Origin of the sequence: Cupriavidus necator (assembly GCF_013141915.1) — a bacterium.
GTDB lineage: Bacteria > Pseudomonadota > Gammaproteobacteria > Burkholderiales > Burkholderiaceae > Cupriavidus > Cupriavidus necator_B.
In genome coordinates this window covers 766773-793191 of the sequence record NZ_SROX01000001.1, presented here as the reverse complement: position 1 = coordinate 793191, position 26419 = coordinate 766773, and the positions used below count along the sequence as shown (strand labels likewise).

General features: G+C 68.8%; 25 protein-coding genes and 1 pseudogene. 8 read left to right on the top strand and 18 right to left on the bottom strand.

What is annotated here, in order from left to right; genetic code table 11:
* Positions 1 to 13 precede the first annotated feature (13 nt).
* A complete protein-coding gene (locus E5S69_RS03560) occupies positions 14 to 331 on the top strand; it encodes a hypothetical protein (RefSeq protein ID WP_171513613.1) in 318 nt (105 codons plus the stop codon).
* A 32-nt stretch (positions 332 to 363) separates the two neighbouring features.
* On the opposite strand, the gene E5S69_RS03555 is transcribed toward E5S69_RS03560, so the two are convergent.
* Together E5S69_RS03555 and E5S69_RS03550 are read right to left on the bottom strand one after the other, a co-directional pair.
* On the bottom strand, positions 364 to 1740 hold the full coding sequence (locus tag E5S69_RS03555) for an erythromycin esterase family protein (protein ID WP_171513612.1): 1377 nt from the start codon (positions 1738 to 1740) through the stop codon (positions 364 to 366).
* 57 nt (positions 1741 to 1797) lie between these two features.
* Positions 1798 to 2019: a DUF2188 domain-containing protein gene (locus E5S69_RS03550; protein ID WP_116358764.1), complete on the bottom strand. Its 222-nt coding sequence runs from the start codon at positions 2017 to 2019 to the stop codon at positions 1798 to 1800.
* 173 nt (positions 2020 to 2192) lie between these two features.
* Here E5S69_RS03550 and E5S69_RS03545 point away from each other — a divergent pair, with 173 nt between their 5' ends.
* The gene (locus E5S69_RS03545; protein WP_010814535.1) at positions 2193 to 2501 is read left to right on the top strand and encodes a hypothetical protein; all 309 of its coding nucleotides are present in this window, start codon (positions 2193 to 2195) and stop codon (positions 2499 to 2501) included.
* 55 nt (positions 2502 to 2556) lie between these two features.
* Here the strand turns inward: E5S69_RS03545 and E5S69_RS03540 are convergent, their stop codons facing one another.
* The 4 genes from E5S69_RS03540 to E5S69_RS03525 all read right to left on the bottom strand — a co-directional run bounded on the left by E5S69_RS03540 (position 2557) and on the right by E5S69_RS03525 (position 7083).
* A complete protein-coding gene (locus tag E5S69_RS03540) occupies positions 2557 to 3915 on the bottom strand; it encodes an MFS transporter (RefSeq protein WP_171513611.1) in 1359 nt (452 codons plus the stop codon).
* A 152-nt stretch (positions 3916 to 4067) separates the two neighbouring features.
* On the bottom strand, positions 4068 to 4292 hold the full coding sequence (locus E5S69_RS03535) for a DUF2783 domain-containing protein (RefSeq protein ID WP_171513610.1): 225 nt from the start codon (positions 4290 to 4292) through the stop codon (positions 4068 to 4070).
* Positions 4293 to 4320: 28 nt separating this feature from the next.
* Positions 4321 to 6063, bottom strand: a complete 1743-nt coding sequence (locus E5S69_RS03530) for an FAD-dependent oxidoreductase (RefSeq protein ID WP_171513609.1) — start codon at positions 6061 to 6063, stop codon at positions 4321 to 4323.
* Between the two features lie 60 nt (positions 6064 to 6123).
* Positions 6124 to 7083: an MBL fold metallo-hydrolase gene (locus E5S69_RS03525; RefSeq protein ID WP_171513608.1), complete on the bottom strand. Its 960-nt coding sequence runs from the start codon at positions 7081 to 7083 to the stop codon at positions 6124 to 6126.
* Between the two features lie 306 nt (positions 7084 to 7389).
* On the opposite strand from E5S69_RS03525, the gene E5S69_RS03520 reads away from it, so the two are divergent.
* Positions 7390 to 8217: an IclR family transcriptional regulator gene (locus E5S69_RS03520; RefSeq protein ID WP_171513607.1), complete on the top strand. Its 828-nt coding sequence runs from the start codon at positions 7390 to 7392 to the stop codon at positions 8215 to 8217.
* Positions 8214 to 9044, top strand: coding sequence for an IclR family transcriptional regulator (locus E5S69_RS03515; RefSeq protein WP_171513606.1), 831 nt, complete (start codon positions 8214 to 8216; stop codon positions 9042 to 9044). The genes E5S69_RS03520 and E5S69_RS03515 overlap by 4 nt, the downstream gene beginning before the upstream one ends.
* 9 nt (positions 9045 to 9053) lie before the next feature.
* Here the strand turns inward: E5S69_RS03515 and E5S69_RS03510 are convergent, their stop codons facing one another.
* Entirely contained in the window at positions 9054 to 10034 is a 981-nt protein-coding gene (locus E5S69_RS03510) for a Bug family tripartite tricarboxylate transporter substrate binding protein (protein ID WP_171513605.1), read from the bottom strand.
* A 115-nt stretch (positions 10035 to 10149) separates the two neighbouring features.
* Entirely contained in the window at positions 10150 to 12123 is a 1974-nt protein-coding gene (locus tag E5S69_RS03505; protein ID WP_171513604.1) for a PAS domain-containing hybrid sensor histidine kinase/response regulator, read from the bottom strand.
* A 251-nt stretch (positions 12124 to 12374) separates the two neighbouring features.
* On the opposite strand from E5S69_RS03505, the gene E5S69_RS03500 reads away from it, so the two are divergent.
* From E5S69_RS03500 to E5S69_RS03490, 3 genes are read left to right on the top strand one after another with little or no spacing between them, the layout of a single operon-like run.
* A complete protein-coding gene (locus tag E5S69_RS03500) occupies positions 12375 to 13172 on the top strand; it encodes a Crp/Fnr family transcriptional regulator (protein ID WP_236901185.1) in 798 nt (265 codons plus the stop codon).
* Between the two features lies 1 nt (position 13173).
* Positions 13174 to 13527 carry a flagellar transcriptional regulator FlhD gene (flhD, locus tag E5S69_RS03495; RefSeq protein WP_171513603.1) on the top strand — a complete coding sequence of 118 codons (354 nt, stop codon included), beginning with the start codon at positions 13174 to 13176 and terminating at the stop codon, positions 13525 to 13527.
* Positions 13528 to 13530: 3 nt separating this feature from the next.
* Complete coding sequence (locus tag E5S69_RS03490) at positions 13531 to 14388, top strand: hypothetical protein (RefSeq protein WP_236901184.1); 858 nt, start codon at positions 13531 to 13533, stop codon at positions 14386 to 14388.
* Positions 14389 to 14400: 12 nt separating this feature from the next.
* Here the strand turns inward: E5S69_RS03490 and gabD are convergent, their stop codons facing one another.
* The 7 genes and pseudogenes from gabD to E5S69_RS03455 all read right to left on the bottom strand — a co-directional run bounded on the left by gabD (position 14401) and on the right by E5S69_RS03455 (position 22058).
* Positions 14401 to 15849 (bottom strand): NADP-dependent succinate-semialdehyde dehydrogenase, encoded by a 1449-nt coding sequence (gene gabD, locus E5S69_RS03485; RefSeq protein ID WP_171513602.1) that lies wholly within the window; start codon positions 15847 to 15849, stop codon positions 14401 to 14403.
* Between the two features lie 75 nt (positions 15850 to 15924).
* Positions 15925 to 16134: a DUF3079 domain-containing protein gene (locus E5S69_RS03480; RefSeq protein WP_171513601.1), complete on the bottom strand. Its 210-nt coding sequence runs from the start codon at positions 16132 to 16134 to the stop codon at positions 15925 to 15927.
* A gap of 78 nt (positions 16135 to 16212) precedes the next feature.
* Positions 16213 to 16428: a hypothetical protein gene (locus E5S69_RS03475; protein WP_171513919.1), complete on the bottom strand. Its 216-nt coding sequence runs from the start codon at positions 16426 to 16428 to the stop codon at positions 16213 to 16215.
* 100 nt (positions 16429 to 16528) lie between these two features.
* Positions 16529 to 17767, bottom strand: coding sequence for an AI-2E family transporter (locus E5S69_RS03470; protein WP_171513600.1), 1239 nt, complete (start codon positions 17765 to 17767; stop codon positions 16529 to 16531).
* Between the two features lie 218 nt (positions 17768 to 17985).
* On the bottom strand, positions 17986 to 19407 hold the full coding sequence (locus tag E5S69_RS03465) for an aldehyde dehydrogenase family protein (RefSeq protein WP_171513599.1): 1422 nt from the start codon (positions 19405 to 19407) through the stop codon (positions 17986 to 17988).
* Positions 19408 to 19436: 29 nt separating this feature from the next.
* A complete protein-coding gene (locus E5S69_RS03460; RefSeq protein WP_171513598.1) occupies positions 19437 to 20348 on the bottom strand; it encodes a TauD/TfdA dioxygenase family protein in 912 nt (303 codons plus the stop codon).
* 38 nt (positions 20349 to 20386) lie between these two features.
* Positions 20387 to 22058: pseudogene (locus E5S69_RS03455) on the bottom strand (GMC family oxidoreductase).
* 173 nt (positions 22059 to 22231) lie between these two features.
* On the opposite strand from E5S69_RS03455, the gene E5S69_RS03450 reads away from it, so the two are divergent.
* Positions 22232 to 22942 (top strand): UTRA domain-containing protein, encoded by a 711-nt coding sequence (locus E5S69_RS03450; RefSeq protein ID WP_171513597.1) that lies wholly within the window; start codon positions 22232 to 22234, stop codon positions 22940 to 22942.
* A gap of 116 nt (positions 22943 to 23058) precedes the next feature.
* Here E5S69_RS03450 and E5S69_RS03445 read toward each other — a convergent pair whose 3' ends face one another.
* The 3 genes from E5S69_RS03445 to E5S69_RS03435 form a co-directional block, all read right to left on the bottom strand.
* A complete protein-coding gene (locus E5S69_RS03445) occupies positions 23059 to 23583 on the bottom strand; it encodes a host attachment protein (protein ID WP_171513596.1) in 525 nt (174 codons plus the stop codon).
* Between the two features lie 219 nt (positions 23584 to 23802).
* Positions 23803 to 25371, bottom strand: coding sequence for a sulfatase-like hydrolase/transferase (locus tag E5S69_RS03440; protein ID WP_171513595.1), 1569 nt, complete (start codon positions 25369 to 25371; stop codon positions 23803 to 23805).
* A gap of 34 nt (positions 25372 to 25405) precedes the next feature.
* On the bottom strand, positions 25406 to 26383 hold the full coding sequence (locus tag E5S69_RS03435) for a tripartite tricarboxylate transporter substrate-binding protein (protein ID WP_171513594.1): 978 nt from the start codon (positions 26381 to 26383) through the stop codon (positions 25406 to 25408).
* Positions 26384 to 26419 lie beyond the last annotated feature (36 nt).

Sequence of the window (26419 nt, the reverse complement as noted above, 5' to 3'; positions counted from 1 at the left end):
GAAGGAGACTGTCATGAGACACACTGCGATCTTTGCGCTGGCCGCGCTGCTCAGCGTTCCAGTTTGGGCCCAGACCACCACCACGCGCCCTGGCGCCGACACGCGCGCGCCGGGCACGTCGGCCTCCGATGTCATGCCGGGCCAGGGCGACACACGCCGTGCTACGCCCGCTACGCCGGCCACGCCCGCCACCCCGGGCGGCCCCGGCACCCGCGCCACGCCGGCCACGCCCGCCACCCCGGCCAGCCCCGCCGTCAACGAGGGGCCGCAATCGCAGCAACGGTATGACTATCCGGCTTCGGAGCCCAAGGCGCCGAAGACCCGCAAGTAACCTACGCCAGCAGCCGGGGCCGGGCAAGCGTCTCAGAGACCGGATGGCCAGGTCTCTGCCGCGCCCGGCGCAGGCGGTGCCGGCAACGCCGGCACCGCGCTGGTGCGGTCGAACCACGCCAGCACGTCGAACTGGCGCGGCAGGATGGCGTGCGCGTAGTGGCTCTGCAGCTCAGTGTCCGGACGGTAGATCACGCCGATGAAGCGTTCCTGCCGCGCCGGCATCAGCAGCTCGCGCAGTTCGGCCTGCACGGCGCTGCCGTCACTGCCATCACCACGCAAATCAGTCCAGCCCTGCGCATGGCCGGCCGCGTGGAACAGGTGCTCGTAGCTGTCCGGCCGTGCCGGCCTGACCTGCTTGATTTCCATCGGCCCGTCCCAGGAAGTTGCCGCCGCCACGGTGCCGTCGTAGGTGCTGAAGCCGACCAGTACGGCGGCGTCGCCGAAGGCTTCGCGGCATAGCTGGCCGATATTCAGCTGGCCCTGGCTGATGCCCATCTCGGTGTGCGCGGCATCCCCGATATGCGAGTTGTGCGCCCAGACCACGGCGCGCGATTCCGGCCCCTGGGCGTGCAGCAGTTGCGCCAGGGTCTCGAACATATGCGTGTCGCGCAGGTTCCAGCTGTCGTCGCTGCCGTGGTACATGACGCGGTAGTAGCGTTCTGCCGAGGCGACCAGGCGCGCATTCTGCGCGGCATCGAGGAAGTCTTCATGCCCCGCGCGCGCATAGGCCAGGCGTTTGTCGAGCAAGGCCTGCAGCTGTTCGACCACCGCGTCCTCGCAATCCGCATGGGTGCCGTGCAGCACGGCGCGGCCATAGCGTGCCGGGTCGCGCCGCCAGGGCTCCAGGCATGCGTAGCGTTCGCGCGCGGCCTGCGCGGCGCGGGGATCGACGCCTTCCAGGTAAGCCAGCACCGCCGCCATCGAGGCGGCCAGGCTGTAGATATCGAGGCCGAAGAAGCCGGCGCGCCGGGGGGGCGCTTGCGCGGCATTGTGCGCGTGCAGCCAGCGGATAAAGCGCGCCACCTCCAGGTTGCGCCACATCCAGACCGGGAAGCGCGTAAAGGCCGCGGCAGGCGATTCGGCAGGCTGCGCCTGGCGGCCGCGCACGTGGCGGTCCACCGCCGCGGCGTCGGGCCAGTCCGCTTCCACCGCGATGATGCTGAAGCCGTGCCGCGCCACCAGGTGCGCGCTCAGCGCGGCGCGGGCGTGATAGAACTCGGCGGTGCCGTGCGTGCTCTCGCCCAGCAGCACCAGGCGGTGGCCGGCGAGCCGATCGGCCAGCGCTGCGGCAGCGTGGGCAAAGGGGCCGGTGAGAGGGCTCGCGGCCGCCTGGTCGACCGCCGGCCACGGCACGGTCGCGGCCGCGATCGCGGCCACGGCGTGTGGGTCGGCGCGGTGTTGTGGCATGGTCGCGCAGGCGCGCTCAGCGTGCCGGCACCTCGACGTTACGGCAACCGCCGCGGATCACCCGTGAATGGCGCGGGGATCGTGGCCAAAGCTGTTGCGCGAGCGGATCTGGCCGTCGCGGCCATGGATCAGCAATTCAACGTGCTCGCGCTGCGCCTGCGTGGTGCCGGCGGCGACCGCCTCTTCCTGGGTGGCGTGGTGCGATTCGGCGTAGCGTGCGCCCTCGTGGATGACGTCCCAGCCCTCGTCGTGCGGAACGACGTGTATGTTGCTGCCCATGTCGGGTCTCCTCGGATATCGGTCTTTCTATTGTGGTCCATCCGCGCGCGCTGTCTATCCGGCGGCGTCTGACAGGCGCGAAGCGCTTCTGGTTCCACTTTCCGGTGGAAATCCCTGGTTATTTATGCGGCCTCTTGTAAGCTGGACTTGGATCGCAATCAGAGGAGCGGACCATGCGTGCAAGATTTGCCAGGGGGCTGACGCAGTCGCCGGTGACCGTGGTGGCCCGGGCGTTCGACGGAGAAGCGGTGCGCACTCCCCAGGTGGGCGACCTGGTGACGGTGTATAGCCAGGACCAGGACACCGAATTCAATATCCGCCTGTGCGAGGCCGTGGAGCCCGGCCGCTGGCGCGGCGTGGTCTACGCGATCGGCCGCGGCCAGGACGTGCTGGTTACGGCCGAAGGGCTGGAAATCGACGATGTGGTCGAGGTGATGCGGGAGGAGATCGCCTCCGTGATTCCCTGCGGCCGATCTCACTGAACGCCGCACCCGGCGGGTGCGGACTATCCGGTATTGCGCTTCCCCGAGGCCGTTTTCACGCCGGCCGCGCGGGCGGTTTCGGCACGCCCAGCCACATGGCCAGGCCGCTAGCCAGCAGCAGTGCCGCCAGCAGGTAGAGGGCATGGTCGAGGCTGCCCGTGCGGGTCTTGATCTGCCCGATCACCCACGGGCTGACGATGCCGCTGGTGATGCCGATGCTGCTGATGAAGGCGATTCCGGCGGCGCTGCCGGCGCCGGGCAGGTAGCCCGGCGGCAGCGCCCAGAACACCGGCAGCGCGGCAAAGATCAGCACCGCCGCCACCGACAGGATTGCCAGCATTGCAGCCAGCCCCGGCAGCGGCAGCGTCAGCGCCGCCAGCGCCAGCGCGCCGCCCGCCGTGCACAGCAGGAAATGGCGATGGCGCTCGCCGGTGCGGTCCGAGTGCCGCGCGATCACGACCAGGCCGACCGCGCCGACCGCATTCGGCACCACCGAATACAGGCTGACCGATATCACGTCGGTCACGCCGAAATCGCGGATCATCAGAGGCATCCAGAAGCTGAGCGCCAGCGAGCCGCAGGTCAGCGAAAAATAGATGAAGGCGAATACGTACACGCGCGGGTTGCGCAACACCTGGCGCAGCGCGTGCATCGAATGGCCGCCGGCATGGGCCTGCGCGGCGGTGTCGCGCAACAGGTAGGCGCGTTCGTGCTCGCTCAGCCAGCTGGCCTGCTGCGGGCCGTCGACCAGCACGCGCGCGGCCGCCAGGCCCAGCAGCACCGCCGGCGCGCCTTCGATCGCGAACATCCACTTCCATCCCTGCAGGCCCAGCACGCCCGCCATGTCGCGCATGATCCAGCCGGACACCAGCCCGCCCAGCACCCCTGCCACCGCCACCCCGGCGAAGAAGATCGCCATCACCGCGGCGCGCCGGCGCGCGGGGAACCAGTAGGTCAGGTAGAGCACGATGCCGGGGAAGAAGCCCGCCTCGAATACGCCCAGCAGGAAGCGCAGCGCGTAGAACTGCGCGGGTGTCGACACGGCCATCATCGCCACCGATGCCGCGCCCCACAGCACCATGATGCGGGTGAAGGTGCGGCGTGCGCCAAAGCGCGCCAGCAGCATGTTGCTGGGCACTTCGCACAGCACGTAGCCGACGTAGAACACGGCGGCGCCGAGGCCGTACATGGCGTCGCTGAAGCCCAGGTCATGCTTCATCTGCAGTTGCGCGAAGCCGATGTTGATGCGGTCCAGGAACGACACCACGTAGCAGACGAAGAGGAAGGGAATGATGCGCAGCCAGACCTTGTGGTAGAGCGCGTCCTCGTCGCGCGCGGCCAGGGTTGCGGGGGCCGGGGCGGGAGGCGCCAGGCTGGATAGGGACGAAAGCTCCCCTGAGACCGGATGGCTCATCGATGTTGTCTCCGTGCGGTGGTGGCTGCGGCGGCAGGCAGCCGGGCGGATGCCGCCAACGGGCCGCGTCTGGTGCGCGTTGGCCCGGGATGTCAGAAGAAAGTTGCGTGGCGCACGCGCGGACCCGTCCGCGCGTGCGCCGGGCTATCCGATCAGGTCGGCGTCGTGTCGGGGCTGGCGACAACGCCCTCGCGCGCTTCGGCCATTGCCGCCAGCAGCACGTCGTGGTCGCCGATATGGTTGGCCAGCAGCAGGATCAGTTGCGCGTTGGCGGCCTGGCTCTGGGTCTCGTCGAGGTCGCGGTGCATCTCGATCAGCGCTTCATAGAAGTCGTCGGGCCGCGCCAGGTTGGGTTGGGTGTTGAGCAGATGGGGCATGGCAATCTCCGTGGGTCTGGGCAGGCGATCAGGCGGCGATGCGGCCCGGCTGCGGCGCGCGCAGGTCGGCGCCGGTGGCGCGTGCCAGCGCGGCGCGGATCGCGGCGGGGTCGGGACGGTGCCAGCGCGCGCACACATGCTGGTCCGGACGGACCAGGTAGCAGGTGCCGGGCGCGGCGCCGTAGCGCGCGGCCGCCAGGCCTTCGTCGTCGCGCAGCACGGTGGCGTGGGTGCAGGTCATTGGCGGCTGCGCGGCGTCGGTGACGTAGACCAGCTGCAGCGGCGCGCCGGCTTGCTTCAGTGCGGCAAGGTCGGCCAGCGTGCCGGGATCGATCGCCTCGGGATTGGCGAACACCAGCACCGTGAAATCCCCGCCCAGGTAAGACAGCAGCCAGCCCGCGCCGTCGACGCCGGACACCGGCGCATCGCAGCAGACCGCGCCGGGCACCAGCTTGCCGGCAGCATCCGGCGCGGCATCATCGGTGTTCAGCGGCGAGCCATGCAGCACCGCCGGCACCGACAGCCTGCCGCTGTTCACCAGGGCGCGCGCGAACGCATGGCGCCGCGACAGCGCCAGCACCGCGTCGCGGAACACGCGGCTGGCGGCGCTCTTGGGCGTGATGAAGTCGGTCGAGCGGCTGGAGTTGCGGATGTTCTCGTCGGCGGCGAATTCGCGCTCGCTGGCGTAGGTGTCCAGCAGCCGGTCGCTGGCATGGCCCTGCAGCACGTAAGCCAGCTTCCACGCCAGGTTCTCGGCGTCCTGGACGCCGCTGTTGGCGCCGCGCGCGCCAAACGGCGAAACGCCGTGCGCGGCATCGCCGGCGAACAGGATATTGCCGTGGCGGAAGCTGTCCATGCGCTGGCAAGAGAAGGTATAAACGCTGACCCATTCCAGCTCGAACTTGACGTCCTTGCCCAGTAGCGCCTGCACCCGCGGGATCACGCGTTCAGGGGTTTTCTCCAGCACCGGGTCGGCGTCCCAGCCCAGCTGGAAGTCGATGCGCCAGACATTGTCCGGCTGGCGATGCAGCAGCACCGACTGGTTGGGGTGGAAGGGCGGGTCGAACCAGAACCAGCGCTCGGCCGGGAAATCCGCCTCCATCCTGACGTCGGCAATCAGGAAGCGGTCGCGGAAGGTGCGGCCCTTGCTGTCCAGGCCCAGCAGCTTGCGCATCGGGCTGCGCGAGCCGTCGGCAGCCACCACATAGCGCGCGGCCAGCGGGTAGCAGCCATCGGGCGTCTCGACGGTCAACACCACGCCGGCGTTGGCGCTGCCGCGGGTGTCCACCCCGACCACCTTGTTGTGCCAGCGGATCTCGATATTGGGCAGCGCCTGCGCGCGCTCCAGCAGGAAGCCTTCGAGGTAATACTGCTGCAGGTTGATGAACGCGGGGCGGCGGTGGCCGCTTTCGGGCAGCAGGTCGAAGCTGTAGACCTGCTGGTCGCGCAGGAACACCCGGCCGACATGCCAGCGCACGCCCTTGTCGACCATGCGCTCGGCGCAGCCCAGGCGGTCGAAGATATCCAGCGTGCGCTTGGAAAAACAGATCGCGCGCGAACCGGTGGACAGGGTGCAGTCATCATCCACCAGCACCACGCGCACGCCGCGTTGCGCCAGGTCGATGGCGGTGGCCAGCCCGACCGGGCCGGCCCCGACCACGACCACCGGATGCACTGCCGCGGGCGCGGCGTCAGCGGATTGCCCGGCGCGCTGCTGATCCGCGCAGGGCTGGTATGCGAACGACAGCCGCTGGTAGTCGATGCTGCTCATGCTTGTGTCTCCCTCCACTCTGGTTGCTCTGATGCGCGATGGCTTGTTGGCGGTCCGGCGTCAGTCCTGCAGCGCGGCCCACATGTCCTGGTCGCGCTGGGAGGTCCAGATGCGCGGATGGCGCAAGCCGCTGGCCTCGTCGTAGGCGCGCGAGACATCGAAGGGCAGGCAGTGCTCGTAGATAAAGACGTGGCCGAACTTGGGGTCCATGGCGCGGCGCGTGTGCGCCATCGCGGCCTTCAGGTCGAGCTTTTCCGCCACCGCTTCCTGGCCAGCCTGGTACAGCGTGGTGACGAAGTCCTTGGTGTAGGCGATGCCCTTCTTCACGTCATCGGGCGTGGTCAGCGCGGGGCCGCGACCCGGCACCAGCTTCTCGGGGTTCAGCGCTTGCAGGGCATCCAGCGTGGCGGGCCATTCGGCCAGCTGCGCGTCGCCGCAGTAGCAGGCGGCGTCGTATTCGACCAGGTCGCCGGAGAACAGGACCTTCTGCTGCGGCAGCCAGACCACGGTATCGCCCTTGGTGTGGCCCGAGCCCAGGTGGGCGATGCGCACTTCCAGCTGGCCCAGGAACAGCGTGATCTCCTTGTCGAACACCAGCGTCGGCCAGGTCAGGCCGGGCACTGTCTCCACGCCGGCGAACAGGCGCGGGAAGCGTTCGATCTCCGACTTCATGTCGGCCTCGCCGCGCTCGACGATCATCTCGTAGGTGCCGCGGCTGGCGATGATCTGCTGCGCCCCCTCGGCAAAGTAGGCCGAGGCGCCGAGCACGCGCACGGCGTGGTAGTGCGACAGCACTACGTACTTGATCGGCTTGTCGGTGATGGTGCGGATGCGCGCGATCAGGTCTTGCGCCATCGCCGGCGTGGCCGTGGTGTCGACGATCAGCACGCCGTCATCGCCGATGACCACGCCGGAGTTGGGATCGCCCTCGGCGGTATAGGCCCATGCGTTCTCGGACAGCTGGGTGAAGGTGATCTGCTTGGCTTCCAGGTCGGCCTGCGATGCGAATGCCTTGGACATGGCGTCTTTCCTTTTGTGGGGGAGGCAAGACGGCACGGCCGCGGAAGGCGGGCGGCATGGCGCTGGCTGTCTCGCCCCCGTTCGTTTGGATTTCAGGATGTCGCACGGCTGGGTGAGCCGTGTCGCGACGGGGTAATGCCATCTTAGGAAAGGTTGAAAAATTAATCAATAGCGAAATGATTCGTCTATGACAAATACAGGAGCGATGCAAAACCCGTTGGCGCGAAGGGCCGGGTAAACCCGCGCCGGGCCGGATCGGGGAGGCGTTCGATTAATATCCGGGTTTTCCGATCACACAGGACGGCAATGGGCAGACCGAGGACGGAGGCAGCGGCAACGCCGGCGAGCGGCACGGCGCCACGTGCCGACAAGGCGCAGCGCGGCATCCAGAGCGTGGAGGTGGGCGCGCGCCTGCTGGCGGCGCTGGCCGCGGCGCGCGCGCCGATGCCGCTGGCGGCGCTGGCCGATGCCGCGCAGCTGGGCCCGGCCCAGGCGCATGCCTATCTGGTCAGCCTGGCGCGGCTGGGCCTGATCAAGCGCGACCACCTGTCCGGCCGCTACGAACCGGGACCGCTGTCGCTGCGCCTGGGCCTGCTCCACCTGGAACAGGATTCCGCCTGGCGCGCCGCGCTGCCGCGCGTGGACGCGCTGGCGCAGGCGCTGGGCTTCAGCGTGGCGATCAGCCTGGCCGGGCCGCAGGGGCCGACCATCGTGCGCTATGTGCCGGCCAGCGCGCCGCTGCACGTCAACCTGCACGTCGGCACGGTGATGGCGCTGGGCGCCACCGCCACCGGCCGCGTGTTCTGCGCGTTCCAGCCGCCGGCGCAGTGGCAGCCGTTGTGGCACGCGCAGCAACCGGATGCCACCGAGGCAGACCTGGCGGCGTTCAGCGCCAGGCTGGCGGAGATTCGGGCACGCGGCATCGAGCGCAGCATCGATGCTCCCAGCCCGGCCGTCAGCAGCCTCAGCGTGCCGGTGCTCGACGGTGCCGGCGCGCTGCGGCTGGTGCTGACGCTGGTGGGATCGACCGGCGCCATCGATGTCGACTGGCACGGCGCGGCGGCGCGGGCGCTGCTGGCGGCGGGCGCCGAGATCGGCGCAGCGCTGCGCCAGGCAAAGGGGGAGCCGGCATGAGCGGCGGGAACGAAAGCCCGCAGGAGATCGAGGGCGGCAAGCCGCAGCGCGGCATCCAGTCGCTCGACAGCACCGGCCAGTTGCTCGGCGCGCTGGTCGCCGCCGGGCGGCCGCTGCCGCTGCGCGACCTGGCGCTCGCCGCCGGCATGCCGGCGGCCAAGGCCTTCCCGCACCTGGTCAGCCTGCAGAAGACCGGCCTGCTGGCACGCGATGCCGCCGGCAACTACCTGTGCGGACCGCTGGCGCTGGAGCTGGGGCTGATCGCGCTGCAGCGGCTGTCGCCGACGCGCGAGGCGGAACCGGAGGTGATCGAGCTGGCGGGCACCACGGGCCTGAGCGTGGCCATGGCGGTGCTGGGCCCGCTGGGGCCTACCGTGGTGCGGCTGGAAGAGTCGGCGCGGCCGCAGCATGTCAGCCTGCGGGTGGGTACGGTGCTGTCTCTGGTCCATACAGCCATCGGCCGCACTGTGGCGGCGTACCTGCCGGCCAACGTGCTGGCGGGCCTGCTGGAGCATGATGCGCTGCGCCTGGCGGGCACTGCCCCCGCCACTGTGCTCGGGGCCGGCGGCAAGCTGGCGCCGGCCTACGCCGCACGGCTGGCGCAGGTGCGCGCGGCGCGCATCGACAATGCGCTGAGCCACCCGGTGCCGGGCATCGACACCCTGGCGGCGCCGGTGTTCGACCACACCGGCAGCCTGGCGCTCGTGATCGCGGTGATGGGTTCCAGCGGCAGCTTTGACAGCGGCACCGAAGGCGCCACCGCCGCGCTGGTGCGGCAGGCGGCGGCGCGGCTGTCGTGGCGCTTCGGCGCGCCGGACGGCGCCTGAGGGCAGGCGTCAGTTGTCCAGCTTGATATTGGCGGACTTGATCAGGCTGTCCCACTTCTCATACTGCGCGCGGATATAGCTGCCGAACTGCGCCGGCGTCGCGGGGAACGGCACCGTGCCCTGGCTGGCCAGCTTGGCGGCCAGGTCCGGCTGCTTCAGCGCGGCCACGATCTCGCCGTTGAGGCGGTCGATCACGGGCTTGGGCGTGCCCGCCGGGGCGGCCACGCCAAACCATGCGGTCAGCTCGTAGCCGGGCACGCCGGCAGCGGCCAGCGTGGGCACGCCGGGCAACTGCTCGGACGGCTTCTGCGTGGTCACCGCCAGCGCGCGCACGCGCTGGTCGCGGATATACGGCAGTGCCGTCGAGACGCTGTCGAACATCATGGTGATGCGCCCGCCGATCAGGTCGGTCATCGACGCGGCGCTGCCCTTGTACGGAATGTGCGTGATATTGACACCGGCCAGGTGCGTGAACAGCTCGCCCGCCAGGTGCGACGACGAGCCGTTGCCGAACGAGCCGTAGGTCAGCTTGCCCGGCTCCTTGCGCGCCAGCGCCAGCAGTTCGGGCACGGTGCGCGCGGGCACGCTGGGATGCACCACCAGCACGTTGGGCAGGTAAGCCACGGACGCCACCGGCGCAAAGTCCTTGAGCGGGTCGTAGCCGGGCTTGTCATACAGGCTCTTGTTCACCGCCAGCGAGCCGAAGGTGCCGAACAGCAGCGTGTAGCCGTCGGCCGGCGCCCGCGCCACGGCGATTGCCGCCAGGTTGCCGCCGGCGCCGGGGCGGTTGTCGATCACCACCGGCTGGTGCAGCCGCGCCGACAGCGCGTGGCCGATCTCGCGCGCCAGCAGGTCGGTGGCCCCGCCCGGCGGGAACGGCACCACCAGCCGCACCGGCTTGTCGGGATAGTCCGCCAGCGCGGTGCCGGCGGCCGTGGCCGCCCATGCAAACAGCAGCCCCGTGGCCGCACGCCTGATCCAACCCTGCATCGCTGTCTCCTTTCTGTCGTCGGTTGCGATGGAACGGGCGTCAGTGTGTCGCAGCGGCGGCGCGGGCGTGTTCGGGATTGGCGAAGGTCGCGTTCGGCCCCGCTGGCCGCGCCGGTCAGTCAGGCTGGCGCAGCCGCGCGATGGTGCCGAACAGGGTTTCCAGCTCGACCGGCTTGACCAGGTGCGCATCGAAGCCGGCCGCTTCGGTATGCTGCCGGTCGGCCGGCTGGCCGAAGCCGGTCAGCGCGACGAAACGGGTGGACTCGGTGCCGGCCACGCCGCGCATGGCGCGCACGACTTCATAGCCGTCCATGCCCGGCATGGCCAGGTCGATCAGCGCGATATGCGGACGGCAGCGCGGCGCCACGTGCAGCGCCTCGGAGCCGTCGTAGGCAATGGTTACCTCGTGGCCGCACATTTCGAGCAGCATGGCCAGGCTGTCGGCGGCGTCGCGGTTGTCGTCGACCAGCAGGATGCGCTGCGCCTGCAGGTCAGGCTTTTCCGGCACGGTGGCGGAAAGGATGGTGCCGTGCGGGTCGTCGGACTGGCGCGCGGCCGGCAGCGGCAGGCGTACCGTGAAGGTGCTGCCCAGCCCTGGCCCGGCACTGCTAGCCGCGATGGTGCCGCCGTGCAGTTCCACCAGCGAGCGGCACAGTGACAGGCCGATGCCCAGCCCGCCCTGCACATCGGTGCCCGGCCGGCTTTCCTGCACGAACAGCTGGAAGATTTCCTCGAGGGCACGCGGCGAGATGCCCCGGCCCTGGTCGGTCACCCGGACCTCGAGGGTACGGTTCTGCGCGGCGGTGGTGATGGTCACGACCGTGCCGGGCGGCGAAAACTTTGACGCATTGAGCACCAGGTTCTGCATCACCTGCACCAGCCGGGTCCGGTCCGCATCCATGCGGATGGTGCCGGATGAGCCTTGCAGGTCCACGCGCTGGGCCTTGGCATCGAGCGCGGGTCGCGCCCCCTCGAGCGCCAGCGCAATGATCTCGTTGAATTCGACCGGGCCGGTACGCAGTTCGATCCGGCCCGAGGTGATGCGGCCGATATCGAGCAGGTCGTCCACCAGCCGGCTCAGGTGTGTCACCTGCCGTTCGATCAGCGCCAGGCTCTGGTTGGCCAGCGCGCCGTCCGCAGGCGCCAGCCGCATGGCCGTCAGCGCGTTGCGCACCGGCGCCAGCGGATTGCGCAGCTCATGCGAGAGCGTGGCGAGGAATTCGTTCAGGCGCTGGCTGGAGCGTTCCAGTTCCTCGCGGCGGCGGCGTTCGCTCATGTCGCGCGTCACCTCGGCAAAGCCGCGCAACGCGCGTGAATCGTCGTAGACCGCGGTCAGCGTGACATTGGCCCAGAACAGCGAGCCGTCCTTGCGCACGCGCCAGCCCTCGTCCTCTATGCGCCCGGCGCGCCGGGCCAGGTCCAGGTGCCGGGCCGGCTTGCCCGCGGCAAGGTCTTCCTGCGGATAAAACAGCGAAAAATGCCGGCCGATGATTTCGTCGCGGCGATAGCCCTTGATATAGGACGCGCCTGAATTCCAACTGACGATATGGCCGCCGGGATCGAGCATGAAGATCGCGTAATCCTTGACGCCCTCCACCAGCAGGCGCAGCGATTCTTCACTCTGCCGCAGCGCCTCGGCGGCACGGCGCTGCTCGGTCAGGTCGCGCGTAACCTTGCCGAAGCCGATCAGCCGGCCATCCGGGTCGTGCAAGGCGGTGATGACGACGTTGGCCCAGAAGCGGCTGCCGTCCTTGCGCACGCGCCAGCCCTCGTCCTCGAAGCGGCCCAGCTCGGCGGCCGCCTTCAGCTCCGCGTCGGGCCAGCGCCGGGCCACGGCGTCGGGCGTATAGAACTGCGAGAAATGCTTGCCCAGGATCTCCTCGCGCCGGTACCCCTTGATGCGGGCCGCCCCCTTGTTCCAGCTGGAGACATGGCCGCCCACGTCGAGCGTGAAGATGGCGTAGTCCTGTACGGATTCCACCAGCGTCCGATAGGGGGTGTCCGCCGCGTGGCGGTCGTCCGGGCCATCCGGCTGGAGGCTGTTGGCGTTGCCGGCACGGGGTTGCGGATCGTCGGGGCGTCTTGTCATGGAGATGGTTTGGGCGGCGTGCCGGCCTACGGCGGCGCATCGGATCCTTGTAGTGCGGTAAGGATACCCCCGCTTGCGCGTCCCTTGCACCCGGCCGGATGGCCAAGTGCAGCACGGACGTCCCGGCGGCCCGCAGACCCGAAGCGTCAGACGCTTCCGTGCCGCGAATCGGAATGTACGGATTGTTTGGCCAGAGCGGCTCCATAAAATGGACGCACGAGGTTTCCCAGTTCTTCCATCCCCCAGCGCCGATGACACAGTCCGATGATCGCCCGCCGCAGCGCGAAGCCATGCCGTGCAGCACGTGTTGCCAGATGGCCGGCTCTTGCCCGGAATGCGGACTGGGGCAGAAGGCTTGCGGCCGGGCCGGTGCCGACACCGCGCAACGCATGGTCCGCCTGCGCAAGGGGGAGTTCCTGTACCTGCTGGGAGATCCCGTGACCGCGATCTATGCCATTCGCGTCGGCACGGTCAAGACCCATGTCACCACCGAAGACGGACGCACCCAGGTGCTGGCCTTCCACTTTCCCGGCGACATGGTCGGGCTGGATAGCCTGGTGCGCCCGCACTATGCGTCTTACGCCACCGCGCTCGAAGATACCAAGCTGTGCCTGTTCGCGGTGGACGCCTTGCACCAGAACGCGGCCAGCCTGGCACCGCTCGGCGCGCAACTGCTGCTGGCACTGGACGGCCAGCTGCAGCGCGCGCGGGCAGTGCAGACCATGCTGGCGCTGATGACGGCCGAAGAGCGGCTGGTAACGTTCCTGCTGTGGCTGGCGGACGGCTTCGCGCTGCGCGGCTTTTCGTCGTCGGCCTTTGTGTTGCGCATGAGCCGGGAGGAGATCGGCAGCTTTATCGGCCTGACGCTGGAAACGGTAAGCCGGCAGTTCTCGCGGCTGGCGGAAGTCGGATTGATCACGGTACGGCACCGCACCATCACGCTGCTCGACAAGCCCGCCCTGCGGGCCATTGCTTCGCGCCCGATGATCGTGGCGCAGGCGCCCCAAGCGCCCATCGGGCGCCGGGCGTCACTGCAGGACATCGGCTGACATGGAACCAGCCAGGCCAGCCGGCGCCTCCGTTCCGGAGGTGGCCCAACCACCCGACGCAGACCGCCTGCGGCAGAGCGAGGCGCTGAACCTGTCCTACCTGCTGCTGGCACAGCGGCTGCTGCGCGAGAACGAGGCCGAGGCGCTGTTCCGGCTCGGCCTTGGCCCGGAGGTGGGCCGCGTGCTGGCATCGCTGACGTCGCCGCAAATCGTGGCGCTGGCGCGTTCCAACCTGATGCTGTACCGCTTCCGGCTGGAGAACAGCTTGCTGGTGGCCGCGCTGACCGGACCCGAGCCGCTGCACGCGTTGCAAGGCATGCACGCCGCCATCGTGATGGCGTCGGCGCAGGATTAGGACATGACTTCTGGAATCGGAGGGTATATGACGGGCAATGCGATGACGCATGTCGATCTGAAGCGGATGACCACGACCGCTGATCGCCGGGGCGGGTGGCCGCCCGCGGCAGAGCGTACCGAACTTGCCGGCACGCTGCAGATGCAGGACATCGTCCAGGCGCTCGGCGCCGAGGCCGCCGAACAGCGCTGCATCGAAGCCGGCCTGGAAACGCTGGCCATGGCGGGGCTCCCGCCGGTGCGCGCGGTGGTTTCGGCCGGCCCCGGTCGGCAGCCGGCGCTCGACTTCTATGTCGACGCCGACATCCAGGCGTGCTGCGCGCTGGACCGGGCCTTGCAGCAGGCCATCGCCAGCCGCTTCACCAGCGTGCTGCCACCCGGGCTTTCGGTGTCGGTGCTGCCGCTGTCCATCCATGTGCGGGAAAGCAGCGGGCAGGACCATGGGCTCGAGGCGCATGCCTGGAGTCGCTGTGCGCGCCAACTGTTGTCGGGCGGCGAGATGCACCAGCGCCTCGCGGTCGTCTGTGCTTATCTGTCAGCGCTGCATGACGCGCAGGGCCTTGCCGAGCGGCTCGGCTACCTGCAGCAGAACCTGCTGGACCAGGGCCAGGAAGCCCTGTCGTGGCGCCTGCGCCGACATCGCAGCGTGGAGGGGCGGGCGCTGGCACAGGCGCTCGAAGGCTTGTCCCGCGCCGCGGACGGGGCGCTGTATGAGTTCGGCACCCGCTACAGCGCCGAGCGCGCCATCTATCAGATCGAACAGATGCAGCACGTGCACGACCAGATCGCGCGCTTTCGGGACAACTGCCGGCTGGCCGCCGCGCAGGCCAAGTCGCGCGGCGCCGGCGGCGCGCCGCGCTGACGCTAGGCCGCCTCAGATGCCGGCCATGCAGGTGTACTTGATCACCAGATAATCGTCGATGCCGTAGTGCGAGCCCTCGCGGCCCACGCCCGATTGCTTGACGCCGCCGAACGGCGCGACCTCGTTCGAGATCAGGCCCGTGTTGACGCCGACCATGCCATATTCCAGCCGTTCCGAGACACGCCAGACCCGGCCCAGGTCGCGCGCATAGAAGTAGCTGGCCAGGCCGAACTCGGTATCGTTGGCCATGGCCACCACGTCGTCCTCGGTGTCGAAGCGGAACAGCGGCGCCAGCGGGCCGAAGGTTTCCTCGCGCGCGACCAGCATGCCGGGCGCGACGTCGGCCAGCACGGTCGGCTGGAAGAAGGAATGCCCGAGCGCGTGGCGCTGGCCGCCCTGCAGCAGGCGGGCGCCCTTGCCGAGCGCATCGGCGATATGCTCCTCCACCTTGGCCACGGCCTTGTCGTCGATCAGCGGGCCGATGCGCACGCCATCCTCCATGCCGTTGCCCACCTTAAGCGCCGCCACCGCGGCCACCAGCTTCTGCGCAAACGCCTCGTACACGCCGGACTGCACGTAGATACGGTTGGCGCAGACACAGGTCTGGCCGGCGTTGCGGTACTTGGAGACGATCGCGCCTTCCACGGCGGCGTCGAGGTCGGCATCGTCGAACACGATAAAGGGCGCGTTGCCGCCCAATTCCATCGATACCTTCTTGATGGTGGAAGCCGTCTGCGCCATCAGCACGCGTCCGACTTCGGTCGAGCCGGTGAAGGTCAGCTTGCGCACCAGCGGATTGCTGCTCATCTCGCCGCCGATCGCGCTGGCCGAGCCGGTCACCACCGACAGCACGCCAGCGGGAATGCCGGCGCGCTCGGCCAGGGCCACCAGTGCCAGCGCCGTCAAGGGTGTCTGCGAGGCGGGTTTGAGCACCATGGTGCAGCCTACTGCCAGCGCCGGCCCGGCCTTGCGGGTGATCATGGCGGCGGGAAAGTTCCACGGCGTGATGGCGGCACAGACCCCGACCGGCTCCTTGGTCACCACGATGCGCTGGTTGGTGACTGGCGCGGGAATGGTATCGCCATAGACCCGCTTGCCTTCCTCCGCAAACCATTCGATGAACGAGGCCGCGTAGGCGATCTCGCCGCGCGCCTCGGCAATCGGCTTGCCTTGCTCCGCGGTCATGATGCGGGCCAGGTCTTCCTGGCTGGCCAGGATCAGCTCGAACCATTTGCGCAGCAGCGCCGAGCGCTCCTTGGCGGTACGGGCGCGCCACGCCGGCAGCGCGCGATTAGCGGCCTCGATCGCCTGACGGGTCTCCGCGGCGCCCAGTTGCGGCACCTGGCCCACGCGCTCGCCGGTGGCGGGATTGGTTACGTCGATGCGGCGCTCGCCATCGATCCAGCGGCCGTCGATAAAGCACTGCTGCCGCAGCAGCGAGGAGTCCTGAAGGTTCAGCATGGTTGTCTCGGTGGATGCCGGCGGTGGCGCCGGGTCTTATCGTTAAGCCGGAGACAACGATTGTAATCCTGCTCCCTAGGGGGTGGTCCCGGACGGTGCCGCGGGCGACGGCGCCTCGATGCCCCAGTCGCCGTATTCAAGCCAGTCTTCGCCGAGCAGTTCAACCGGATGCTGGGTGCGGCTGGAGCCATTGCCGCAGCGCATGGAATCGACCGGGCAGTATTGGTCGCAGCCCCAGCAAATGCGCTCGGGGTGGCTGGGGTAGAGAGGAAATTTCTTGGCCATGATGGCCCATTATGTCGGCGCTGCCGGCGGTCGGGTTTGCGCGGGATCAAGGCGGCGCCAGCAGGGCTGTGGCGCCCGTCAGCGCCAGCCGTCGGCGTCCAGCCGTGTCCAGCGGTCCGGCGCGTCGCCGTCGTGGGACGCAAGCAGCAGTGTCTCGCCGCAGTGGCCGCAACGGTACACGAACGCATTCTGGCCGCTCGCCATGCGCAGCGTTGCCGAGATCGCCAGCCGCGGATGCGGCGGCACATGGCCGGGACGGTCCAGTTGCGACTCGCACAGGTCGCATAAAGACATCATGGTTTCCTCCGCGCGAACCGCCTGCACCAAATGCTGTGGTGCAGCATCCGCACATCCAGTATAGCGGCGCAATCCCGCGGCGGTGTGGCGGAAAAGGTTATTCGCCCAGGAACTCGGCGACCACTTCCATGCCCTCGATGTGATCGGCGACCACCTTGGCGATGGTGATCAGCGGAATCGCGAGCAGCATGCCCCACACGCCCCACAGCCAGGTGAACAGCAGCAGGGCGACGAATACCGCCACCGCATTCATGCGCGCCATGCGGCCGGTCATCCACGTGGTGATGACCGAGCCGATCAGGGTTGCGATCAGCAACGAACCGCCGGCGGCCACCGCGGCCATGCCGAGCGTGCCGAACTGCATGAACGTCACCATGCCCAGGCATAACGCGATCGCCAGCGCGCCGAAGTAGGGCACCAGGTGCAATGCCGCCGCCGCAATCGACCAACTGCCGGCATTGTCGACCCCAAGCCATTTCAGCAGCAGCCAGGTGCAGACGCCGAGGCCGGCGTTGGTCACCAGCAGCATGCCCATATAGCGGCGGATGGAACGGTTGACCTCGTCCAGCATGTGCACGCTGATCTTCTTTTCCGAGATGGTGGTGCCCACCATCTTGATGAACTTGCGCTTGAAGGTGTCCCCCGCAAGCATCAGAAAGTACAGCAGGAACACCACCACCACCGCCTGCGCCGCCATGGTGAAGATGCTGACCGAGCCGGCCAGCAGCATGTTGTTGATCTGGCCTGGCGACTGGTCTACCACCACGTGGGTGCCGCGCGCCGGCGGCGGCTGGCCGGTGCCGCTGAGCACGGTGGCGGCGCGGCGTATCTTCTGCCACATCGAGTCATCGCCGCTGAGCAGCGCGCCGATGGAACGCGACAGTTTGCTGGCCATTTCCGGCAGGCTGTTGATCATCGATTCGACCTGCCCCTGCAACAGGTACGCGCCGCTCAGCAGGGCGCTCAGCAGCGCCAGCAGCACGATGGTGCTGGCCAGCGTGCGCGGCAGCCCCAGCCGCTGCAGTGCCGACACCAGCGGATCCAGCAGGTAGGCCATCACCACCGCGATAATCACCGGCACCAGGAAATCGCGCGCGATATGCACGGCGTACAGCGAGAACAGCACGGCCAGCACCATCAGCGCGGTGCTGGCGCGATGCAGCGCGCCGGCAACGGCTTCGTCGGTCAGCAGGGCCGGCGCGGGGGCGGATACTTCGTCCGCGGCGTGGCCCGGCGGCGCGGCGTCGCCGGCCGCGGGCCTGCCGTGGTCGGTCAGCAGCGGGACGGGCGGCGCTGGCGGCAGCGCAGAGGCGGTGGGATCGGGCAGGGTCGACATAGCCGGGCGCTTCGGCAAAAGGCCTGGCGCTACCCTCGAAGATAGCGTGCCGGCAGGCGTTGGCTGTCGGACGCTTCCGACTGCGGGTGTCAGACAAGCGCGGCAGCGTCGCCGCGGCTGGCGTCATGCGCCCCACAAGCGACACCGCCCGGCCGCAGCGGGGCGCTGCGAGCCGGGCGGTGGCGGGGTGAGCCGTCGCAAGCGACGGGCTCGCGGCCTCAGCCGGTCACGGTCTTGGTCTCCAGAAACTCGGCGATGCCTTCAGGGCCGTACTCGCGGCCGTTGCCGGAAGTCTTGTAGCCGCCGAACGGCGCGGTGATATCCATCATCGCCCCATTGATGCGCACGTTGCCGGCACGCAGCCTTGCCGCCAGCTTGCGTGCGCGCGCCGGGTCGGACGAGGCAATATAGGCGGCCAGGCCGAAGTCCGTGTCATTGGCGATGGCCACGGCTTGCTCTTCGCTGTCATACGGCAACAGGCACAGCACCGGCCCGAAGATTTCCTCGCGGGCGATGGTCATGTCGTTGCGCACCTCGGCAAAGATGGTCGGGCGGGCATAGAAGCCGCGCTCCAGCCCCTCGGGGCGGCCCGGGCCGCCGGCAGCCAGCCGCGCACCCTCCTCGATGCCGACCCTGATCAGGTGCTGCACCTTGTCATACTGGCCGCGGTTGGAGATCGGCCCCATCTTGGTCTCGGGATCCGACGGATCACCGACCTTGACCGCATTGGCCACCGCCGCCGCGATCTGCACCGCTTCCTCGTAGCGAGCGCGCGGAACCAGGACGCGCGTTGGCGCCACGCAGGTCTGTCCGGAATTGACCATGCACTGTGCCACGCCGCTGGTCACAGCGGCCTGCAGGTCGGCATCGTCCAGGATGATCAGCGGTGACTTGCCGCCCAGTTCCTGCGCCACGCGCTTGACCGTGGGGGCCGCGCTGATGGCCACTTCCACGCCAGCGCGGGTCGAGCCGGTGATCGACACCATGTCGACATCGCGATGCGACGACAGCGCGGCGCCCACCACGCGGCCTTCGCCATAGAGCATGTTGAACACGCCCGGCGGCGTGCCGGCGGCATCCATGATCTCGGCGAAGATCTGCGCATCCAGCGGCGCGATCTCCGACGGCTTGAGCACCACGGTGCAGCCTGCCGCCAGCGCCGGCGCCACCTTGGCCGCGATCTGGTTCAGCGGCCAGTTCCACGGCGTGATCAGCGCGGCCACGCCGATGGCTTCACGCAGGATATGGCTCTTGCCGCGCGGGCTTTCGAAGGCAAAGTCGCGCAGGGCCTGCAGCGTCGCCTGCAGCTGTGCCAGCCCGATGGCGGCCTGGAGGTTGGTGGCCAGCGTGATCGGCGCGCCGATCTCCTGGCGCACCGCCTGCGCCAGGTCGGCCATGCGTGCCTGGTAGGCGGCGATGATGCGCTCGAGCAGCGCGATCCGGGCTTCCCGCGTGGACGTCGACCACGCCGGGAAGGCGGCGCGCGCGGCCGCGACGGCGCGGTCCACGTCCGCGGTGGTGCCCATGGCGAGCTTGCCGGCAACCGCTTCGGTGGCCGGGTCAATGATGTCGGCCTGGGTGGCGCCCGCCGCGGGCGCCACCCATTTGCCGTCGAGATAGAACTTGTCGATGCAATGCATGCCGTTTGCCTCAATGGGTTGGCGTTCGGTCAGACCGGACGGTCGCCGATGATGGTGGCGCGGTTCATGTGGCGCACCGCGGGGAAATAGTCCTGCACGGCGTAATGCTGGGTGGAGCGGTTGTCCCACAGCGCGATCGTGTCCGGTTGCCAGCGCAGGCGCACCTGGTACTCGGGCGCGGCGGCCTGGCGGTACAGGTATTGCATCAGGTCGAGTTCCGCGGGCCGGTAGTCCGAGCCGAAGCGATATGGCTGTTCCTTGGCGAAGTTGGCGAAATGCATGGTGAAGGCCTCGTTGACGAACAGGATCTTCTCGCCGGTTTCCGGATGGGTGCGTACCACCGGGTGCACCATGGGCGGATACTTGGCGCGCATCTCGGCGTACTTCTCGTCGCTCAGCGCGGCGCCGAACGCCGGCATGGCGTCGTGCACGGCCTTCAGCTTGGCGATGCGGTCCTTCACGTCCTGCGGCAGGTTGTCGTACGCCGCGGCCATGTTGACCCAGATGGTGTCGCCGCCTACCTCGGGACACTCCAGGCAGCGCAGCATCGAGCCCATCGACGGGATCTCGCGCCAGGACACATCGGAGTGGTAGAGGTTCTCACGGCCACGGGTCTTGTCGTTGCGGCCGAACACCACCAGTTCCGGGTGCTCCGGATGGTTGGTGAACATCGGGTGCACTTCCAGTTCGCCGAAGCGCCGCGCCACGGCCACATGCTGGGCCGGCGTGATGGCCTGCTTGCGGAAGAACAGGACCTTGTACTTCAGCAGCGCGCGGCGCAGCGAGAGGTAGGTGTCGTGATCCAGGGTCTCGCGGAAATCGATGCCCTCGACTTCGGCGCCGATGGTCGGCGTGCAGCGACGCACGGTGAAGGGAAAGGGCGCTTGCTCCAGTTCCCGGTAGTCTTGCGGGCTGATGCTGGCAGGTGCGGTGGCTTGCATGGGTTGTCTCCTTGGTGTGGTATGCCAATGCAGGGGGTTCAGCGGCACGCGGCCTTGATCAGGTCCGCGGCCTTTTCGCCGATCATGATGGCGGGCGCGTTGGTGTTGCCGCCGATCAGGGTGGGCATGATCGAGGCGTCGGCGACGCGCAAGCCTTGCACGCCGCGCACGCGCAGTTCGGGGTCGACCACCGCCATGTCGTCGACGCCCATCTTGCAGGTGCCGACCGGGTGGTAGACGGTATCGGCATGGTTGCGCACAAAGTCCTGGATCGCCGCCTCGTTGCTGCTGTCGGGGCCGAATGCGTCGGTCAGGACCTCGCGCCCGCCATACTGCGCCAGGGCCGGCTGGGCGAAGATGCGGCGAATCGCCCGCACGCCTTCGACCATGCCAGCCATGTCTGCCTCGGCCGAAAGAAAGCGCGGGTCGATCAGCGGCGCTTGGCGCATGTCGGCGCTGCGCAGGCGCACGTGGCCACGGCTCTTTGGGCGCAGCACGCAGGCATGGCAGGAGTAGCCGTGGCCGAGGTTGCCGAGGTTGCGGTTGCCCAGCAGCGCCACCGCGAAGTGCAGCTGCACGTCGGGAATCTCCCGTTCGGGACGGCTGCGCAGGAACGCGCCGGCCTCGGCGATGTTCGACGTCACCATGCCGGTGCGACTGCGCCGGTAGCGCAGCACCTCGCGCGCCAGCCGCAGCATGCCGCGGCCGGTCTTGCCGAACAGCTCGGTGGTCTGCAGCTGCTTGTTGACGATGATGTCGAGGTGGTCTTGCAGGTTCTCGCCCACGCCCGGCAATGCGTGGACCACGTCGATGCCGACTTCGCGCAGCTGTGCGGCTGAGGCCAATGCCGGAGGCCAGCAGCAACTGCGGTGAATTGAACGCGCCGCCGCTGACTACGATCTCGCGCCGTGCGCGCAGCACCTGCACCGTGCCGCCACGGACCACCTCGACGCCGGTGGCGCGCTTGCCGTCGAACAGGATGCGCAGCGCCTGCGTATCGGTCAGCACCGCCAGCCCGCGGCGGCCGCCGTTCAGCGCCGCGTCTGCCGCATTGCCGCTGTGCAGGTAGGCACGCGCCGCGTTCCAGCGCTCGCCATTGCGCTGCGTCACCTGGTACAGGCCCACGCCTTCCTGGGTGTGCCCGTTGAAGTCGTCGTTGTGCGGCAGTCCCGCCTGCATCGCGGCCTGGACAAAGCGCTGGGCGAAGGGGTTGGGCGAGCGCAGGTCGCTGACGTGCAGCGGTCCGTCGTTGCCGTGCAGCCGATCAGCCTGGCCGCCCAGGCGGGGATTGCGCTCGCTGCGGCGGAAGTAGGGCAGTACGTCGTCGAAGCCCCAGCCGCGGCAACCCAGCGCGGCCCAGTCGTCATAGTCACGCCGGTGGCCACGGATATAGACCATGCCGTTGATCGAGGAACTGCCGCCCAGCCCGCGCCCGCGCGGCTGGTATGAGCGGCGGCCGTTCAGCCCCGCCTGCGGCTCGGTGTAGTACGCGTAGTTGCGCGGCCCCGCCCTGGGCACCACGGCGGCGATGCCTACCGGTGCCCAGATGGCGTAGTGATGGTCATGCGGCCCCGCTTCCAGCAGCGCCACCGTGGCGCTGGCGTCCTCAGCCAGGCGTGCGGCCACGGCACATCCCGCCGATCCCGCGCCGATGACGATGTAGTCGAACTCCGCCGGCGCGCTGGCGGTGTCATTTGCCCTGGTATCCAATTGTCGTGTCTCCTGAGTTGCCAGCCTGCGTGATCGTGCGGGGCGCAAGCAGCTGGTGACCACGGATACTGCCATTACCTGTTATAACAGGTCAATAGGTTGCGACGCCACCTGTCATGATAGGTATAATCCGCCCCACTGAGTTAGGAGCCGCCCGCCGGGGCGGAATGCACGTGGCACTGCCCAGGTTCAAAGAGATCGAAAGCGAGATCCGCCAGCGGATCGCCAGCAATACATTGGGCCCCGGGGCCAAGCTGCCATCTGAGGCGGAATTGATGGCCGAGTTCGGCGTCAGCCGGATCACCGTGCGGCAGGCCCTGTCCGGCCTGCACAACGGGGGCCTGATCGAAAAAGTGAATGGCAAGGGCAGCTTCGTGACGCGCCCGGCCGATACCCCGAGCCTTGGCGCGCTGACCGGCTTCTACGAAACCGCACGTGCGCGCGGCCAGTTGGCCTACGGCAAGCTGGCTTCGGTGCGACTGCTGCGGGCACCGCCCCATGTCGCCGCGGCACTGAGCCTGCAACCCGGCGAGAAGGTCTTGAGCGTCGCCACGGTGCGCTACTGGGACGACGTGCCGGTTGCATATTTCAACCTGATGGGTCCCGAGCCGCTGATGCGCCGCCTGGCGCAGGAAGACCTGGAAACCAACGACGCCATGGCGTTGTTCGAAAGCCGGCTCGGGTATCGCTTTCGCGATGTGGCGATGGAAGCCAGTGCCATTGCGGCGCCTGCGGACGTGGCCCGCAAGCTCGGCGTCGCGGCAGGGTTGCCGCTGTTGCGATTGCGCTGCACGCCGTACGACATCGACGGCACGCCGCTGTTCTGCGCCGACCTGCTGTTCCGCTCGGAACGCTACGCCTACAAATGGAAGTTAACGCGGTAACGCGACCGCGGGTGCTGTGCCGCAAGGCTTGCCGCCAACCTGCCCGATGTATGAAAAGATGAAAGCGGCGCAGCCGCCCGCGCCGGCCCAGGCGGCTGCCGGTTGATCGGATCCCGCTAGCGGTCGCGGCCGGTATTGACGCGTTGGTCGCGGCGCGCGGGCACGATGCCTTCGTCGGCCAGCCGCTGCTGCAGGTCGTTATTGGGCACGTGGATGAAATCCTTGCCGATTTCCTTGGTGACGACTCCGGTGACGGCCGGCGGAAGGGTCTTGCGCAGCAGTCCGAGGAAGCGCGGCGCCGCGATCAATGCCAGTTCGTCGAAGCGCTGCTTGTTGCGCGCATCGCCCAGGTAATGCGCCACGCGCCGGGCAAACAGTTGCGCTTCCTGGTGCAGCTCGTCCTCGCCGGCCGAAGACGTTACCGTGGCAGTCCCCACCTGATGGGCGCCGGGGTGGCCCGCGTCGCCTTGCGCCGGTGCCTGGGCGCGGCGGCCGTAGGCATCGCGGCGCAGGTCGGCGCGGTCCGCGTGCGCAGCCGCGTCGGTGATTTCCTCGATCACCTCCAGCGGAGCGCTGTCGGCATGCGAGGCGAAAATTCGGGCGACGGATTCGTCCGCCACCAGGATCCAGATGTTCTTCATGATCGCTCCGGTTGCCGGCCCGAACTGAGGGCCCTCCAGCCCCTGTTGCAAGGGATACGCCATCCGCGCCGACGCCGGTGTCGGGCCTCGGGCGGCGGCGGGTGCGGCCTGATATGCCGGCTGCGTCACGCGGTTGCAGTATCGACAGGCACACCGTGCAACTTTTTCAGGCGTCCGGCGCCGGCCGCCGCGGCGGTTCTTTGCACGGCTGCGATCCGGTTACCAGACACCGAAGAAGACGCCGGCCTGCTTGTACACATTGGTCTTGGCCGCGACTTCTTCGTTGGTCACCGTGACGCGTGGCTTGAGCGTGCAGAACCAGTCGAGCAGGCGCAGCCGCATGGCGCTGCGCACGGCTTCGTGTGCGGGGTCGGTGCCCAGGTCGAAAAACTCCTGCGGATCGTTCAACAGGTCGAACAGCTGGGGCCGGAAGCCCTGCCAATGCACATACTTCCAGCGCGCGTCGCGCACCATCCAGGCGCGGCATTCGCCGGGATGGCGGCCCAGCGCGACACGCGCGCCGCGGTAGGCGTAGTCGAGCTCCGAGACCACGGCATCGCGCCAGGCGCCGGCGCCGGTGCGCTCGCCGGCGCGCGTCAGGTCCAGCAGCGAGCGGCCTTCGACGCGGTGGTCGGCGGGCGGCAGGCCCAGCGCATCCAGCACCGTGGGCACCACGTCGACCGCGCTGACCAGGCTGTCCTGCGCCGTGCCCCGGGTGGCATCGGCCTGCGGCGAGGGGTCGTAGACGATCAGCGGGATGTTCTGCACGGTGTCGTAGAACTGTTCCTTCTCGCCCAGCCAGTGGTCGCCAAGGAAATCGCCATGGTCGGCCGTGAAGACGATCAGCGTGTCGTCCCAGCGGCCCAGGCGCTCCAGTTGTTCCCACAGCAGCCCCAGCCGGTCGTCGATCTGCTGGATCAGGCCCTGGTAGGCGGGGCGAACCGTGTCCGACACCTCGCGCCGCATGAAGTTGGCGCATTCCTCCTGCGTGCGATAGGCCGTCAGCACCGGATGCGGGTCTTCCAGCTCGGCCTCGTGGCGCTGCAACGGCAGGCAGTCGTCCAGCGCATAGGCGGCGTGATACGGTGCGGGAGCGAGGTAGGGCCAGTGCGGCTTGACCAGCGACAGGTGCAGCACCCACGGCTCGTCGCCGCGCGCGCCGATGTACTGCATGGCCTGGTCGACGGTGTAGGCGGTCTCGGAATGCGGCTCGGCCACGCGCGCGGGCAGCCCGGCATTGCGCATGTGCCACCCCGAAACGATCTCGCCGCGCGCGTTCTCCGCGCTGATCACGTAGTCGGTCCAAGGGTCGGCGCTGTCGTAGCCTTGCTGGCGCAGCCAGTCGGCATAGGCGCTGCGCGGCTCTGCATGATGGCCGTCATGGCGGTCGACTTCGGTGAAGTGGCCGCTGCACAGCAGCGTCTCCAGCTCGGTGCCGCCGTCCAGGTGCAGCCGCTTCAGGTTGGCGTTGTCGGGCATCACGTGGGTCTTGCCCGCCAGCGCCAGCGCGCGGCCGCTGTCCTTCAGGTATTCACCCAGCGTGATTTCACCGACCGACAGCGGCACCCGGTTCCAGGTAGCGCCGTGGCTGCTGACGTAGCGTCCGGTGTAGAAGCTCATGCGGCTGGGGCCGCAGACCCCGGAAGTGACATAGGCGCGGTCGAAGCGCACGCCGCGCGCGGCCAGTGTGTCGATGTTGCGGGTGCGCAGCGTCGGGTGGCCGTAGCAGCCCAGGTGGTCGCGCCGCAGCTGGTCGCACATGATGAAGAGGGTATTGCGGATCGTCATGGTCAGAAGGTCGCGGAAAGCGGGGTGGCGGGCATCAGTCGCCGGTATAGCCGGACGCCTTGACCACCGGTGCCCACTTGGCGGCGTCGGCCTTCAGCACCCCGGCGAAGGCGTCGGCGGGGCCGGTGGCGGGTTCGAGCCCGAGCTTCAGGAATTTCTCGCGCAGGTCGGGCGACTGCACCGCCTTGACGATGGCGGCATTGAGCCGCTCCAGCGCCGCCCGCGGCGTGCCGGCGGGCGCCAGCACGCCATAGCGGCCTTCGCCCTCGATGCCCCGGTAGCCGAGTTCCGTGAATGTCGGTACCTCCGGCAGCGCCACCGAACGGTGCGAGCCGGAGGTGGCCAGCACGCGGATCTTGCCGGCGCGATGCATCTCGGTCAGGTCGGCCAGGGTATCGACCGAGGCCGGCACCTGGCCGCCGACCAGTGCGCTCATCAGCGGCGCCGAGCCGTTGAACGGCACGTGCAGCATCTCGACGCCCACCTGCTTGCCGATCATCAGCCCGAAGAAATGTGGAATGCTGCCCAGCGCGGGCGACGCGTAGGAGTTGTTCTGCGCACCGGCCTTGAGCCAGGCCACGTAATCCTTCAGCGTGCGCGCCGGGCTGCCCGGACCGGTGGCCAGCGCGAGCTGGAAGTTGGCAGCCTGCGCCACCGGGATGAAATCGCGCTGGATATCGTAGTTGAGCTTGCGGTAGACCAGCGGCGCAATAGTCATCACCGCTGAGTTGGCGACGACCAGCGTATTGCCATCGGCCGGCTGCGTGCGCGCGTAGTCCATCACCAGTCGTCCGCCGGCGCCCGGTTTGTTCTCGATCACCACGGTCTGGTTCAGGGTCTCGCGCAGCTTGTCGCCAACCAGGCGCGCGGCCAGGTCGGCGGTGCCGCCGGCGGGGTAGCCCACCAGGATGCGCAGCGGCCGGTCCGATTGCGCGCCGGCCGGTGCGGACCAGGCCGCGGCGACGGCCAGCAAGCATGCGGCAAGGTGGGGGAGGAAGTTGCGAGGTCTCACGGTGTCTCCTGTCTGTTATGCGCCGGCGGCCGGCAT

Excerpts from the sequence above, each read along its gene's own strand:
- E5S69_RS03445 (WP_171513596.1), bottom strand. The coding sequence starts at position 23,583 with ATGAAGAACATCTGGATCCTGGTGGCGGACGAATCCGTCGCCCGAATT.
- E5S69_RS03530 (WP_171513609.1), bottom strand. The coding sequence starts at position 6,063 with ATGAGCAGCATCGACTACCAGCGGCTGTCGTTCGCATACCAGCCCTGC.
- flhD (WP_171513603.1), top strand. The coding sequence starts at position 13,174 with ATGGAACCAGCCAGGCCAGCCGGCGCCTCCGTTCCGGAGGTGGCCCAA.
- gabD (WP_171513602.1), bottom strand. The coding sequence starts at position 15,849 with ATGCTGAACCTTCAGGACTCCTCGCTGCTGCGGCAGCAGTGCTTTATC.
- E5S69_RS03560 (WP_171513613.1), top strand. The coding sequence starts at position 14 with ATGAGACACACTGCGATCTTTGCGCTGGCCGCGCTGCTCAGCGTTCCA.
- E5S69_RS03505 (WP_171513604.1), bottom strand. The coding sequence starts at position 12,123 with ATGACAAGACGCCCCGACGATCCGCAACCCCGTGCCGGCAACGCCAAC.
- E5S69_RS03460 (WP_171513598.1), bottom strand. The coding sequence starts at position 20,348 with ATGCAAGCCACCGCACCTGCCAGCATCAGCCCGCAAGACTACCGGGAA.
- E5S69_RS03440 (WP_171513595.1), bottom strand. The coding sequence starts at position 25,371 with ATGACGATCCGCAATACCCTCTTCATCATGTGCGACCAGCTGCGGCGC.
- E5S69_RS03480 (WP_171513601.1), bottom strand. The coding sequence starts at position 16,134 with ATGGCCAAGAAATTTCCTCTCTACCCCAGCCACCCCGAGCGCATTTGC.
- E5S69_RS03490 (WP_236901184.1), top strand. The coding sequence starts at position 13,531 with ATGACTTCTGGAATCGGAGGGTATATGACGGGCAATGCGATGACGCAT.
- E5S69_RS03470 (WP_171513600.1), bottom strand. The coding sequence starts at position 17,767 with ATGTCGACCCTGCCCGATCCCACCGCCTCTGCGCTGCCGCCAGCGCCG.
- E5S69_RS03550 (WP_116358764.1), bottom strand. The coding sequence starts at position 2,019 with ATGGGCAGCAACATACACGTCGTTCCGCACGACGAGGGCTGGGACGTC.
- E5S69_RS03500 (WP_236901185.1), top strand. The coding sequence starts at position 12,375 with ATGACACAGTCCGATGATCGCCCGCCGCAGCGCGAAGCCATGCCGTGC.
- E5S69_RS03535 (WP_171513610.1), bottom strand. The coding sequence starts at position 4,292 with ATGCCCCATCTGCTCAACACCCAACCCAACCTGGCGCGGCCCGACGAC.
- E5S69_RS03540 (WP_171513611.1), bottom strand. The coding sequence starts at position 3,915 with ATGAGCCATCCGGTCTCAGGGGAGCTTTCGTCCCTATCCAGCCTGGCG.
- E5S69_RS03555 (WP_171513612.1), bottom strand. The coding sequence starts at position 1,740 with ATGCCACAACACCGCGCCGACCCACACGCCGTGGCCGCGATCGCGGCC.
- E5S69_RS03520 (WP_171513607.1), top strand. The coding sequence starts at position 7,390 with ATGGGCAGACCGAGGACGGAGGCAGCGGCAACGCCGGCGAGCGGCACG.
- E5S69_RS03465 (WP_171513599.1), bottom strand. The coding sequence starts at position 19,407 with ATGCATTGCATCGACAAGTTCTATCTCGACGGCAAATGGGTGGCGCCC.
- E5S69_RS03475 (WP_171513919.1), bottom strand. The coding sequence starts at position 16,428 with ATGTCTTTATGCGACCTGTGCGAGTCGCAACTGGACCGTCCCGGCCAT.
- E5S69_RS03515 (WP_171513606.1), top strand. The coding sequence starts at position 8,214 with ATGAGCGGCGGGAACGAAAGCCCGCAGGAGATCGAGGGCGGCAAGCCG.
- E5S69_RS03525 (WP_171513608.1), bottom strand. The coding sequence starts at position 7,083 with ATGTCCAAGGCATTCGCATCGCAGGCCGACCTGGAAGCCAAGCAGATC.
- E5S69_RS03545 (WP_010814535.1), top strand. The coding sequence starts at position 2,193 with ATGCGTGCAAGATTTGCCAGGGGGCTGACGCAGTCGCCGGTGACCGTG.
- E5S69_RS03510 (WP_171513605.1), bottom strand. The coding sequence starts at position 10,034 with ATGCAGGGTTGGATCAGGCGTGCGGCCACGGGGCTGCTGTTTGCATGG.